At 64.0% G+C, this 12,686-nt stretch carries 10 protein-coding genes; 5 read left to right on the top strand and 5 right to left on the bottom strand.

Annotated elements, in window-relative coordinates; translation table 11 throughout:
• Positions 1-44: 44 nt before the first annotated feature.
• The gene (locus ATN38_RS29435; RefSeq protein ID WP_230793140.1) at positions 45-674 is read left to right on the top strand and encodes a hypothetical protein; all 630 of its coding nucleotides are present in this window, start codon (positions 45-47) and stop codon (positions 672-674) included.
• A gap of 85 nt (positions 675-759) precedes the next feature.
• Here ATN38_RS29435 and ATN38_RS29440 read toward each other — a convergent pair whose 3' ends face one another.
• The 4 genes from ATN38_RS29440 to ATN38_RS29455 form a co-directional block, all read right to left on the bottom strand.
• Positions 760-2,595 (bottom strand): acyl-CoA dehydrogenase, encoded by a 1,836-nt coding sequence (locus tag ATN38_RS29440; protein WP_007734578.1) that lies wholly within the window; start codon positions 2,593-2,595, stop codon positions 760-762.
• An 89-nt stretch (positions 2,596-2,684) separates the two neighbouring features.
• Positions 2,685-3,317: a bifunctional 2-polyprenyl-6-hydroxyphenol methylase/3-demethylubiquinol 3-O-methyltransferase UbiG gene (locus ATN38_RS29445; protein WP_007734580.1), complete on the bottom strand. Its 633-nt coding sequence runs from the start codon at positions 3,315-3,317 to the stop codon at positions 2,685-2,687.
• A 21-nt stretch (positions 3,318-3,338) separates the two neighbouring features.
• A complete protein-coding gene (locus tag ATN38_RS29450; protein ID WP_218749217.1) occupies positions 3,339-5,822 on the bottom strand; it encodes an FtsX-like permease family protein in 2,484 nt (827 codons plus the stop codon).
• Positions 5,822-6,604, bottom strand: a complete 783-nt coding sequence (locus ATN38_RS29455) for an ABC transporter ATP-binding protein (RefSeq protein ID WP_042452563.1) — start codon at positions 6,602-6,604, stop codon at positions 5,822-5,824. Before ATN38_RS29455 ends, ATN38_RS29450 begins: the two co-directional genes overlap by 1 nt.
• Positions 6,605-6,713: 109 nt before the next feature.
• Here ATN38_RS29455 and ATN38_RS29460 point away from each other — a divergent pair, with 109 nt between their 5' ends.
• The 4 genes from ATN38_RS29460 (at position 6,714) to murJ (ending at position 11,497) form a co-directional block, all read left to right on the top strand.
• Entirely contained in the window at positions 6,714-7,952 is a 1,239-nt protein-coding gene (locus ATN38_RS29460) for a sensor histidine kinase (RefSeq protein ID WP_179090776.1), read from the top strand.
• Entirely contained in the window at positions 7,940-8,581 is a 642-nt protein-coding gene (locus ATN38_RS29465) for a response regulator transcription factor (protein ID WP_042452561.1), read from the top strand. The genes ATN38_RS29460 and ATN38_RS29465 overlap by 13 nt, the downstream gene beginning before the upstream one ends.
• Positions 8,582-8,742: 161 nt before the next feature.
• The gene (locus ATN38_RS29470; RefSeq protein WP_003945837.1) at positions 8,743-9,771 is read left to right on the top strand and encodes a beta-ketoacyl-ACP synthase III; all 1,029 of its coding nucleotides are present in this window, start codon (positions 8,743-8,745) and stop codon (positions 9,769-9,771) included.
• A 97-nt stretch (positions 9,772-9,868) separates the two neighbouring features.
• Positions 9,869-11,497, top strand: coding sequence for a murein biosynthesis integral membrane protein MurJ (gene murJ / locus ATN38_RS29475; RefSeq protein WP_230793139.1), 1,629 nt, complete (start codon positions 9,869-9,871; stop codon positions 11,495-11,497).
• On the opposite strand, the gene ATN38_RS29480 is transcribed toward murJ, so the two are convergent.
• A complete protein-coding gene (locus ATN38_RS29480) occupies positions 11,483-12,637 on the bottom strand; it encodes an alkaline phosphatase family protein (RefSeq protein ID WP_042452555.1) in 1,155 nt (384 codons plus the stop codon). The two genes, murJ and ATN38_RS29480, sit on opposite strands and share 15 nt — an antisense overlap.
• Between the last annotated feature and the right edge of the window lie 49 nt (positions 12,638-12,686).

A 12,686-nucleotide genomic window follows, 5' to 3' on the forward strand; every position in this document is an offset into this window, starting at 1 on the left:
CCGAACGGTATGTATTCTGTTGGAAACGGAACGGGGGAGTCGAGGTGCCGGTTCGTAGACGCGGTATGTGTGCGTTACTGGTCATGGCCACCCTGTCGGTTGTCTCCTGTGCCGGCGAGCGCGAGTCGCCCCCGTTCGTGTCGAGCGAGAGGCTTTTCGAGTTCACCGGTCGCAATGTCGGACCCGTGACCGTTCCGCCCTTGCCTTCCGATCGGCACGAGTCCGAAGCAGCGCCGTACGGAGCCATCACCCTGTCCGGTGGGTGGAGCGGCGCAGCCAATGTCTCGCTGCCCGGATCCGTCACGTGTTTCGAGCACAACTGGGCGGATTCGCTGCCCGCCGGTCACCGCCAGTGGGCCTACGAGGTGCACACCAGTTCCTTTTACGAGTACGACGGCGGCGGCGAATATCCGGGACGTGATTTCCAGTTGCAGGTCTACGTGAACGAAAAACCGGAACCAGGTCAGTCCGGGGCGACGATGATGTTCTCGGATCAGAGCGGACAGTTCGTGTCCTTCGGCGGCGGCGTCGACAATTCCATCGAAATCGTCAGTTCTCCGGACCGCAGGCGCGTGGCGCTTTCCCTGGTGGGAACGGCGGCACGGCCCGGCGAACAACCGACGACGTCCGTACTGTCCGCACAGATCAGTTGCCCGACCGTCGAGCGCAGATGACCTCGGATTCCATGGACTGCTGAGCATGAAAATGCCGGCCCCGAAACGTTCTCGGGACCGGCACTTTTCATGAATCAGGAACGAATCAGAATGCTGCTTCGTCGATCTCCATGATGTCGTTCTCGGTGTTCGCGATGATCTCGCGTGAAGCGGTGAGCTCGGGCAGGACGTTCTTGGCGAAGAAGGAAGCGATGGCGACCTTGCCCTCGTAGAAGCCCTTGTCCTTGTCGGAAGCGCCGTTGTCGAGTGCTGCGAGAGCGATCTCGGACTGGCGGAGCAGCTGCCAGCCGATGAGCAGGTCGCCGACGGACATCAGGAAGCGGACGGAGCCGAGGCCGACCTTGTACAGCTCGGTGGGCTGCTCCTGAGCTCCCATGAGGAAGCCGGTGAGCGTGGCGGCCATGGCCTGGACGTCTTCGAGTGCGGTGGCGAGCAGTGCGCGCTCCGCCTTCAGACGACCGTTGCCGGCTTCGCTGTCGATGAAGGTCTTGATCTGTCCGGCAACGTGAGCGAGCGCGACGCCGCGGTCACGAGCGATCTTGCGGAAGAAGAAGTCCTGAGCCTGGATGGCCGTCGTGCCTTCGTACAGCGAGTCGATCTTGGAGTCGCGGATGTACTGCTCGATCGGGTAGTCCTGCAGGAAGCCGGAGCCACCGAGGGTCTGCAGGCTGTCCGTCAGGTACTGGTACGCACGCTCGGAGCCGACGCCCTTGACGATCGGGAGCAGCAGGTCGTTGACGCGGAACGCGGTGTCCTTGTCTGCGCCCGAGACGAGCTGGGCGACAACCTCGTCCTGGTGAGCTGCGGTGTAGAGGTACACCGCGCGCAGGCCTTCGGCGTATGCCTTCTGCATTGCCAGGCTACGACGCACGTCGGGGTGGTGCGTGATGGTCACGCGCGGTGCTGCCTTGTTGGTCATCTGGGTCAGGTCTGCGCCCTGCACGCGCTGCTTGGCGTAATCGAGAGCGTTGAGGTAACCGGTGGAGAGGGTGGCGATTGCCTTGGTGCCGACCATCATTCGAGCGTGCTCGATGACGTCGAACATCTGGGCGATGCCGTTGTGGACCTCGCCGACCAGCCAGCCCTGTGCGGGGATGCCGTGGCCGCCGAAGGTGACCTCACACGTGGCGGAGACCTTCAGGCCCATCTTGTGCTCGACGTTGGTGACGAAGACACCGTTACGCTCGCCGAACTCTTCGGTCTCGAAGTTGAAGTGCGTCTTCGGGACGAAGAACAGGCTCAGGCCCTTGGTGCCCGGTCCGGCGCCTTCGGGGCGAGCGAGAACGAGGTGGAAGATGTTCTCGAACAGGTCGTCCGAGTCGGCCGAGGTGATGAAGCGCTTGACGCCCTCGATGTGCCAGGAGCCGTCGTCCTGCTTGATCGCCTTGGTGCGTCCGGCACCGACGTCGGAGCCGGCGTCGGGCTCGGTGAGGACCATCGTGGCGCCCCATCCTCGTTCGACGATGGTGGCGGCCCACTTCTTCTGCTCTTCGGTGCCGTTGTTGAACAGCACGTCCGCGAAGGCGGGTCCGGCCTGGTACATGTGCGCTGCAGGCTGTGCGCCCAGGATCAGCTCACCGATGGCCCACACGACGGAGCGGGGAACCGGCACGCCGCCGACCTCTTCGCTCAATCCCATGCGGTACCACTCGGCATCCCACAGAGCCTTGAACGACTTCTTGAAGGATTCCGGAAGTGCAACGGTGTGCGTCTCGGGATCGAAGACAGGGGGGTTGCGGTCCGCATCGGCGAAAGATTCGCCAAGCGGTCCCTCGGCCAGGCGTGCGACCTCTGCCAGCATGTTGCGGACAGTGTCGGCATCCAGGTCGCCCCAAGCGCCTTCGCTCAGTGGCTTCTCCAGTCCGAGAACCTCGAAGAGGTTGAACTCCAGGTCCCGAACGTTGCTCTTGTAATGGCCCATGTCTTCTGCTTCTCCCAGTGAGGTGGTGCGGTCCAGCACTCCTAGTACCGCCCGAAGTTTATTACTCGTCGGTAACTTAATACATGTTACTAGCCGTTCTTTGCATTGCCAACACCGGATTTGCGTCCGATGACAAGCGCGTCGACCGCGATTCCCGTTTCGGTGTGCCTGTGGGGATTTCCGGCGATCTCGAACTCGAGCTTTCCGCGGAACTCCTGCATCAATTCTTCTGGTGTGTAAAGGATTTCGGGATCTTGCGGCCCGCCGACGCCGTAGTCGATGTTGCTTCGGTCGTGACCCAAAATCATGAGGATTCCGTCAGGTTTCAGAGAATTTATGGCACGGTTCACAACCAGGGTGCGTTGTGGTGCGGGCAGATGAAGGTAAAGAAGCAGGGCCAAGTCGTATCCCTGCCCGTTCCTCGAGGCGTAATCCGCGACGGTGACGTCGCCGCATCGGTAGTCGAGCCGGTCGAGAACCGATCGGGGCGAGCGGGCCGCGATCGTGCGGGCTTTCTCGATCGCGACGGCCGAGTAGTCGATCCCGGTGACCTCCCAACCGCGGGTCGCGAGCCACAACGCGTTACGGCCCTCGCCGCACGCCAGGTCCAGTGCCTGGCCGTGGGGGAGGGCCGTCGCGTATTCCACCAGCAGTTCGTTGGGAGGAGCGCCCCAGACGAGCTCGGTTTCTTCGTACTTCTTGTCCCAGGCCGCCGCATCCATAGATGACGACGGTAGTGCCACTCAGTGGTTACGCACTCCGTCCATCGGGTTCTTGCGTAGAGCGGCGCGCGTCGGGATCGCGATGGAGACAAATCCCAGAACAGCGGTCACCGCGACGATGGAACCGTAGATCGCCGGTGAAATCGCCGGGATCGGCTGCCCGGACACCGCTACGGCAATGCCCATCAGAGGCGGCAGGGCGATCAGTGATCCGACCACGATGGCGATTCCCACCACCATCAACGACTCGATGCGCATCATTGCTCGGACCTGCCTCGTCCGCGAGCCCACCAGTTGAAGGAGCGCGAACTCGCGGGAACGCTCGGCAGTGGCGGCGACCAGGGTGTTCACGACTGCGACTGCGAGATAGCCGAGCAGGACGAGGACGGCGAGGATGCTGACCCACGACTGCATACGACGCTGATCTTCGCCCGCGGCCCCGAACTGGTCCTGGTTCATCGCGGCGATCGAGGGGAACGAGCGCAACGACTGCTGGACTTCGGCCGACCGTCCGGGTTCGGCAGCAACCAGAACGGTGTCGATCAGAGCGTCGGTGGAGTGCTGACGCAAAGTCTCGATCGGCATGGTCACGTCCCCGAATCCGAGGCCGCGACCATATTTTGCGACGACCATGGGATGTACCAGTGTTCCGTCACCCAGATAGAGGTCGACGCGCTGGCCTACCTTGGCTCCGAGGGTGAAGGCGCCGTCTTCGCTCACGGCAACGGTATCGCCGGTCAGAGCGCTGAGGTCGCCCTCGGTCACCGCGAGATCGAGGGTCGCGTCGGCGCTGGCGGCGTCGATGCCCTGGGCCGCGATCGCGCTGTCGGCTGAGCCGCCTTCCTCACCGCTGGGTACCGGGAGGACTTGACTGCGGACCACCGGGTTTGCCGCACTCACTCCGGGCACCGATGCGATCGACTCGAGGAGCGAGGGAGCGATACCGGCTGGTGCGCCGACGATCAGGTCGGCGGTGACGCCCTTGATCGACTGGTTGGTCGCCTCGGCGGCGACGGTGCTCTGGCTGAAGAACTGCACCGAGCCGAGCGCGATTGCGAGAGCCAACGGAACAACCGCCGACGAGAGCCGTCTCGAATTGGATTCGGCGTTGGCGGCAGCGAGAACTTTGGACGCCGACCCACTGCGGCGCAGCGGACCGCCGATCACCTTGATGATGCCGCGCACCAACAAGGGGCCGAGCAGCGCGACCGAGAAGATCAACAACAGTGCGCTCGAACCGGCTCCAGCGGCCGCCACGCTGCCGGGCAGGAAAGCAGGGAGGACGCAGGCGCTGAGGCCGGCGGCGCCGAAGATCAGCCCGGTGACGATGCGTCCGCGGCTCAGTTTCGCCGGGCCGCTTTCGGATTCGCGAAGCGCTTCGACGGGGTCGAGCTTCGCCGGTCGTCGTGCCGCGATCGCCGCTGCCGCGCGGGCAGTGAGTACGCAGATCAGGAAAGCTGCGATCGCCGGAAGCGGGCTGTAGGCCAGCGCGAAATCGGTGGGCATGACCCCGGCGTCGGCGAACTGTGCGCCCAGCACTCGGGCGAGCAGGTATCCGGGCACCGCGCCGAGAGCTGCCGCCGCAGCAGCAACGAGCAGCACTTCACGTCCGATCATGACGTGCACTTGCCGCGTGGTGGCCCCGATTGCCCGCAACAGAGCGAACTCTCGGCGCCTGGCGTTGATCGAGAGCGACAGCGTGCTGGAAACGACGAACATACTGACCATCAACGCGAGACCGGCAAACGACGCGCAGAGCACGATCAACTGCGTCCGCGCAGCACCGGCGTCGAGGAATTCGATGCCTCCGCGTGCAGTGCCGGTCGAGACCTCCGCACCGGTTCCGGCGAGTGCATCGCGGGCGAGAGCGGCAGCATCCACGCCTTCGGGAGCGATCAATCCGACTGCGGTGACAGCGTTCTGGTGCGGCCACAACCGTTCGGCCTCTGCGTCGTCGAGGAAGACGAGTGCCGGACGGTCGGGTGACGGCACCGAAGCCGAATCAGCTGTGCCGACGACGGTGTACTCGTCCGTTACCGCGCCGTGAGCCAGCGTGATTCGCTCGCCGAGCGCGGCGCCCGTGGTCGAGACCACCTCGTCGCGGCTCTGCGGAGCGCGCCCCTCGGTGAGCGAGTACGGCGCCAATTGTGCTGTGTTCCAAGGATGTGCATCGAGTACGACGCCCTCGGCGGTGCTGACGGGGACGGAGATGTCGGGAACCACGGTGACATCGAGTGCGTCGAGCTTGCGGACCGTATCGCCGGCGAGGAGAACTCGCTCGGCAAAGGGCTGATCGGCGTCTTCCTTGACCTCGAGCGCCTGTGGCGCACTCACGATGGCGTCGGCACCGGCGTAGAGATGTGGTGAGACACCGCCTCGCACTCCCGATTCCAGCAGCACACCCAGACCGCAGGTGAGGAGCGCTGCGCAGAATACGGAGACGAACACGGCGACGAGACCGGAGCGATGCGCTTTCAGGTGCGCAAAGGTGTGCGCTTTCATCATCACCAGTCCCCGAGGTGTGTCATGCGCTCGGCGATCTGCTGCGGGGTCGGGCGGTCGATGTGCCCGACAAGTTTCCCGTCGGCGAGGAACAGCACACGATCGGCGTACGACGCGGCCACCGGGTCGTGCGTGACCATGACGATGGTCTGGTCGAACTCGGCGGCTGTCCGGCGCAACAACTCCAGAACCTGCTTGGCGCTACGGGAGTCGAGGGCGCCGGTCGGTTCGTCGGCAAAGAGTGCGTCGGGGTGGGTGACGAGGGCGCGTGCGATGGCGACGCGTTGCTGCTGACCGCCGGACAACTCGGAGGGTTTGCGCTTGCGGTGCGATCCGAGTCCGACGGATTCGAGGACGAAGGTCAGGTACTGCTTGTCGGCTCGTCGCCCGGCGAGGAGTAGGGGGAGCGTGACGTTCTGCTCGACGTCGAGAGCGCCGAGCAGGTTGTAGGCCTGGAAGACGAAACCGATGTGATCGCGACGGAAGATGCTGCGGGCCTTCGGCTTCAGCTGTGAAATTTCGGTATCGCCCAGCCACACCGATCCGCTGCTCGGTCGGTCGAGGCCCGCGGCGCAGTGCAGGAAAGTGCTCTTACCTGATCCGGACGGGCCCATCACTGCGGTGAAGGTGCTGCGCGGCAGAGTGAGGCTGACGTTGTCGAGGGCGGTCACGGCGCCGCGGCCGTTGCCGTAGACCTTGCTGACCCCTTCTAGTCGCACGGCAGATGTTCGAGCTCCCGTGGCACCAGGGGCCGGCGAGGCGAGGACCGAGTGTCGATTCTTCATGGGAAGAACGCTATGGAGATTCGGCATTCGTCGACATCCAGCAGAGTCCCGAATCAATGGTGTAGCCAGCTGTAGTGGATCGTGCGGTGTGGTGCGGCATGCTGGGGCAGTGAAGAAGAGAACCAGGGCTGCGGTGTACGTGCTCGTCGAGGGCGCGGCAGCTGTGGTTTCCCTGTTCTTGCTGATGGTCGGTCTCATTCTGTTGTCGCTCTCGATTCTGATCGTCGGCTGGTTGCTGTTGCCGTCGTACGTGCGAGTGCTCCGGTGGTGGGCCGGCCTGGCTCGCAAACGCACCGCTGCGTACACCGGACGCCCTGTTCTGCAGCGATACCCACCGATGCCCAGCAATCCGACATTCGGGGACTGGAGCCGGTTCCTCACCGATCAGTCGACGAGGCGCGACGCGGCCTGGTTGTCGATTCATGGTCTGGGTGCTTTCGTCGCGGCGATGCTGACCATTGCTCTGCCACTCGGTGCGCTCAATGCGATTGCCGTCCCGCTGTACTGGCAGCAGATGCCCGCCGGTGAACCCGTCAACAACCCGTACCCCGTGACGTCGTGGCTGGGCGCTGCCGGAATGCCGTTGATCGGCATCCTGTACTTCCTGATCGCGTGGTGGTTGATCCCCGCGATGGCGAAATGGATCAGCTGGTCGACCACGACTTTGCTTGCGCCGGATACGCGTTCGGACCTCTCGAAGCGCGTCACCGCCCTGACGGCCAGCCGCGCTGCGGCGCTCGACGCGCATTCGGCCGAACTCAAGCGCATCGAGCGGGATCTGCACGACGGAGCGCAAAACCGTCTGGTCGCGGTGGTGATGATGTTGGGGATGGCCGAGCGGTCGTTGCAGAACAATCCGGACCAGGCTCTGCCACAACTGCATCGGGCCCAGGATGCGGCCACCGAGGCGTTGAGCGAACTCCGGACGTTGGTGCACGACATCTACCCGCCGATCCTCGACGAGTTGGGTCTGGAGGGCGCGATCTCGGCGCTCGCCGGGCGCTCCGCCGTGCCCTGCGTACTCGAGATCGACGAGCTCCGCCGTGCCCCGGCTGCCGTCGAGGCTGCTGCGTACTTCGTCGTCGCCGAGGCCTTGACCAACGTCGCAAAACACAGCGGAGCCCGCAGGGTCACCGTCACGGCACGGACGGAGACGTCGGACGACTCGTCGGGTGAGACGATGCTCATCGACGTGATCGACGACGGTCACGGCGGCGCGAACGAACGCCCGGGCGGCGGCGTGGCGGGTATTCGACGCCGGGTCGAGGCTTTCGAAGGAACCGCAGTATTGGAGAGCCCGGAGGGTGGACCGACAACGATGAGGGTGGAACTACCGTGCGGATTCTGATTGCCGAGGACGACGCTCTCCTGCGAGAGGGGCTGGCACTGCTGCTCCGCGGAGAGGGCTTCGAGGTGTCTGCCGTCTCCGACGCCGCACAGTTCCTCACGGTGTTCGAGGAGACAACCCCCGACGCCGCGGTGCTCGACGTCCGGATGCCTCCTACTTTCACCAACGAGGGACTTCGAGCGGCGATCGAGGTGCGCAAGCTTCGCCCGGGCTTTCCCGTCCTGGTCCTTTCCGCGTACGTCGAGGATCGCTACGCCGGTGAATTGTTGGCAGGAGGCGCCGGCGGGGTCGGGTACCTGCTCAAGGAACGGGTCGGGAAGGTAGCCGAGTTCGTCGACGCATTGAACCGGGTCGTCGACGGTGGAACGGTGATGGATCCCGAGGTCGTATCCCAACTGATGAGCCGTCGACGCGCCGACGATCCGATCAGATCGCTGACTCCACGCGAGTCCGAGGTTCTCGGACTGATGGCGGAGGGGCTGGGAAATCAGGAAATCGCCAGGAAACTGGTCGTCAGCGACACTGCTGTGAGCAAGCACATAGGAAATATCTTCGCAAAACTCGGCCTGTCGGCTTCCGAAAGCGGGCATCGTCGTGTTTTGGCAGTTCTAGCTCATTTGCGCGCCTGATCGTGGATCTGGACTACATACCTGACCGAAGCGTAATGTGAGCCCGCCTCATGTTGTTGCCGTGATCGAACGGTGACCTGAGAGGCAGGGGCTTATGTCCTGTACGTAACGTGTGATGTCGAATGCGCGTCATCACCAGAAACCAACGAGGAGATCGATCAATGGGTAAGCCGATTGCCAGTGTGGCCGGAGGTCGGCAGTCCGTCCTTCTCGGGCTCGGCGTTCACCGCCCGGAGCGAGTCGTGACCAACGACGAGATCTGCGAGCTGATCGATTCCACCGACGAGTGGATCCAGACGCGATCGGGTATCAAGTCGCGCCGGTTCTCCGGCGAAGGTGAAGGCATCCTCGCGATGTCGATCAGCGCTGCCCGTAAAGCACTGGACGTCAGCGGCATTGCACCCGAGCAGATCGGCGCCGTGATCATCGCGACGTCGACGTGGGACCTGCAGACTCCCCAGGCTGCGTCCATCGTCGCCCACGAACTCGGCATCAAGGGTCCGGCTGCATTCGACGTCGCGGCAGGCTGCGCCGGTTTCTGTACCGCTCTTGCAGTGGCCAGCGACCTCGTTCGCGGCGGCACGGTTGATCACGTACTCGTCGTCGGCGTCGAGTTGATGAGCGAGGCCACCGAGCCCACCGATCGCAGCGTGCGCTTCATCTTCGGTGACGGCGCAGGCGCAGTTGTCGTCGGCCCGAGCGATACCGTCGGAATCGGCCCGGTCGAGTGGGGTTCGGACGGCAGCCAGTCCGACGCCATCGTTCAGGAGCCCAGCTGGCTCGACTACACCAAGAACCCGACCGGACCTCGTCCGTGGATCAAGATGGCCGGCACCGCGGTGTTCCGCTGGGCTGCCTTCGAGATGGGCAAGGTCGCCACTCGCACCCTGGAGAAGTCGGGGCTGGGTATCGAGGACATCGACGCTTTTGTGCCGCACCAGGCAAACCAGCGCATCAACGAGGTCATCGCTCGCAGCATGAAGCTGCCCGAGGGCTTCCCCGTCTCCAACGACATCGCCGAGACGGGCAACACGTCCGCGGCCTCGATCCCGCTCGCCATGGAGCAGATGCTGCGCGACGGCCAGTGCAAGCCGGGCGACAAGGCATTGCTTCTCGCCTTCGGTGCGGGCCTGTCCTTCGCCGGTCAGGTTGTCGTCATGCCGCCGTTGGCTGGAGCAGAATCCGCCTGATTGTTCCTTTCGCAAGGGCGCCTCGAACCCACGGTTCGGGGCGCCCTTCCGTTTCCGTCCGGATCGTCGAACGTCTGCGATGTGGCACTCTGGCGAGATGGTCGAGAACGTGGGGGAGTCCGAACGGGAGTCCGAACGTAATGGTGTGACGGGCGGCAGCTTGGCGAAGATGGGCGGGCAAGTGGCGCTCGCCAGCACGGTCAGTCGGATCACCGGCTTCGTCCGCACCCTTGCCCTTGCCGCGGTCCTGGGCATCGCCCTCGTCAGTGATGCGTACAACGCGGCCAACAGCTTCCCGAACATGGTCTATCAGCTCCTCCTCGGCGGGATTCTCGCCAGCGTCCTGCTTCCGTATCTGACGCGGCAACGGAGCCGTGGGCGGACGCTCGAACGAGAGCAGACGCAGCGCGTTCTCACCGTCGGAGCGCTGGCTCTTGCGCTCGTGACGGTAGTGGCCGTGGTGTGCGCGCCGCCTCTGGTCTCGGCCGTGATCGATGATCCGGCTCAACGAGAGCTCACGACGCTCTTCGCGTACTTGCTTCTTCCGGAGATCTTCTTCTACGGCGTCACGGCGATGATGACGGCTGTGCTCAGCGTTCGATCGGTATTCGGCGCGCCGGCCTGGGCACCGGTGATCAACAACGTCGTCCTTCTGGTGACGGTCGCGGTCTTCCTGTGTATCCCGGGGCCGGTGGCTCTGACTCCCGAGTCGATGACCACCGCGCAGGTTCTGGTGATCGGTATCGGCACTCTGCTCGGGATCGTGGCGCAAACCGCCGTCGTTGCTCGAGCGCTGCACCGCAACGGGTTTCGGTGGCGCCTTCGCGTGCGCGTCGTACCGCACACCTGGCGCCCGGTGCGCGTCGGGGCGCCGTTGCTCGGCTGGGTACTTGTGTACGTCGTTGCCGGCCAGATCGGTGTGTGGGTGACGATGAAGGTCACTCTCTCCCGTCACGTCTACTCGATGTACACGCACGCGGATCTGCTGTTTCAAGTGGCGTACGGCATCCTCGGTGTGTCGTTGTTGACGGTGCTGATGCCGCGGATCGCCAGGTCGGTTGCTGCGGGTGACGACGTCGGCGTCGTATCCGATCTCGGCCGGGGAGCCCGGTATTCAGTGGTGGCGCTGATTCCGGTCACTGTGGCGCTCATGGTGTTCGGTCCCTCGTTGACCACCTTGATCTTCTTCGGCCGGGTCGACGGCAGCAGTGCCCGGTTGATCGGGACGGCCGTTGCGGTCAGTGCATTCGGGCTGGTGCCCTTTGCGATGGTCATGCTTCAGCTGCGAGTGTTCTACGCCGACAACAACACCCGAACTCCCGCGCTGATCGCCCTGGTGATGGTGGTCGCCAAGACTGCGCTCGTCCTTCTTGCGTCACTGTCGGCGAGTGACGAAAGGCTGGTCCTGGCCGTCTGTGCCGCCGGCTCGTTCTCCTACGTGTGTGGAGCGGTACTCGGCCACATCCTTCTTCGAAAGCGATACGGGCTGTTGGGATTCCGTCGCGTGCAGGCCACCGTCGGAAGGATTTCGGCGGCGGCAATTCTGGCAGGTGGTTGTGCGCTCGCTTTGGTGGTGGCGGTTCAGAACCGAGTTCCCGAGCCCAGGCTTGCTGCTGTTATTTCATTGTCGGCGGGTGCGGCCGTCGGTGCCGTCGTCCTGTTGGGTGCATGCAAGGTCGTCGGTGTTCCCGAGATTCGCCGGGCGCGAACCCTACTGCTGTCCTGAGGACAAGAGCGGTACCAGCAGTTCGTCCGGAGTGAGGGCGCCGTGCTGTCCACGGAGTCCGGACAGTCCCGATTCGACAGATCGACGTACGACGGCCACGTCCCCGGACGCAATGGCGATGACATCACCGATCCGGCCGTGATACTCGGAATGCACTGCAGGCCCGAACAATCCTGCGACTATGCCCTCGGACCTCGTCCCGATCCACATGCGGTCACCCAGTTCGGCGCGCCAGCGGTCCGCAACATCTTGTGCAGCGCCTTCTCGGGTGTGGATGTGACGACATCTAGGTTCACCGGCAAGAGCGAGTACATCTTTGGACAGAATCGGAGTGTTGTCGAAGTCGATCTTGTTCTCGTCCGACACGTCGACCATTCCGTGGTCTGCCGTCACCAGCAATCTCACGTCCGGACCGAGAGCCGCGGCGAGTTGCTCGACCAGTCGATCGACCAGCATCAGTTGGAAAATCCACGGCTCGGACTCGGGTCCGTAGACGTGGCCGAGTGCATCGATCTCGCTGATGTAGCAGTACGTGAACGTGCGGTCGGCAGATTTCGACGCCGCCACGGTGCGAGCGAGGAGGTCTCCGTATGCCTGGATTCCGGCGAACTGGGCACCGCGCATCCCGGCACGGGTGAGGCCGCTGCCGTCGAACTTCGACGGTACGACGGTTGTAACGGTGATGCCGGCTGCGGCGGCGCGATCGAACGTCGTGGCCTGCGGCTGCAGGGTTTCCGGGACGATGGAGTCGGTCTGAGATTCCTTCTTGCCCGCGCTGTGCCAACCCAGCCAGTTGAACACCGAATCGGCTTCTTCGACGTAGGACTGGTAGCCGGTGATGCCGTGCGCTCCCGAAGGCAGACCGGTCCCCAGTGAGACGATGCTGGTGGCCGTCGTCGTGGGGAAGCCTGCCCGGATGGGCGTTCCGATCAGTGAATTCAGGAATGGTGCGTGTTCGGCGTTGCGGGCGAGCAAGTTCGCGCCCATCCCGTCTACCAGCAGAATTACGGTCTTCTTGCTGGGCTGTAGATCGAGACGGTTCGCTTCGCCGCTCACTCCGAGAGAAGCGAGTACCGACGGCGCAAGCGTCGACAGAGTCGGCTGCGAGTACACATCGAGGAGAGGGGCGGGGGCGGGCATCCCATGAGATTAGGCGTTGGACGCAGAAAACTGCATACCTTCTGGGCGA

This window comes from Rhodococcus sp. FH8, from assembly GCF_019266085.1.
Classification (GTDB): Bacteria; Actinomycetota; Actinomycetes; order Mycobacteriales; family Mycobacteriaceae; genus Rhodococcus_F; species Rhodococcus_F qingshengii.

What these genes read in the sequence shown, in the direction of transcription:
- ATN38_RS29470 (WP_003945837.1), top strand. Translation starts at nt 8,743, where the DNA reads ATGGGTAAGCCGATTGCCAGTGTGGCCGGAGGTCGGCAGTCCGTCCTT.
- ATN38_RS29480 (WP_042452555.1), bottom strand. Translation starts at nt 12,637, where the DNA reads ATGCCCGCCCCCGCCCCTCTCCTCGATGTGTACTCGCAGCCGACTCTG.
- ATN38_RS29440 (WP_007734578.1), bottom strand. Translation starts at nt 2,595, where the DNA reads ATGGGCCATTACAAGAGCAACGTTCGGGACCTGGAGTTCAACCTCTTC.
- ATN38_RS29445 (WP_007734580.1), bottom strand. Translation starts at nt 3,317, where the DNA reads ATGGATGCGGCGGCCTGGGACAAGAAGTACGAAGAAACCGAGCTCGTC.
- ATN38_RS29450 (WP_218749217.1), bottom strand. Translation starts at nt 5,822, where the DNA reads ATGATGAAAGCGCACACCTTTGCGCACCTGAAAGCGCATCGCTCCGGT.
- murJ (WP_230793139.1), top strand. Translation starts at nt 9,869, where the DNA reads ATGGTCGAGAACGTGGGGGAGTCCGAACGGGAGTCCGAACGTAATGGT.
- ATN38_RS29455 (WP_042452563.1), bottom strand. Translation starts at nt 6,604, where the DNA reads ATGAAGAATCGACACTCGGTCCTCGCCTCGCCGGCCCCTGGTGCCACG.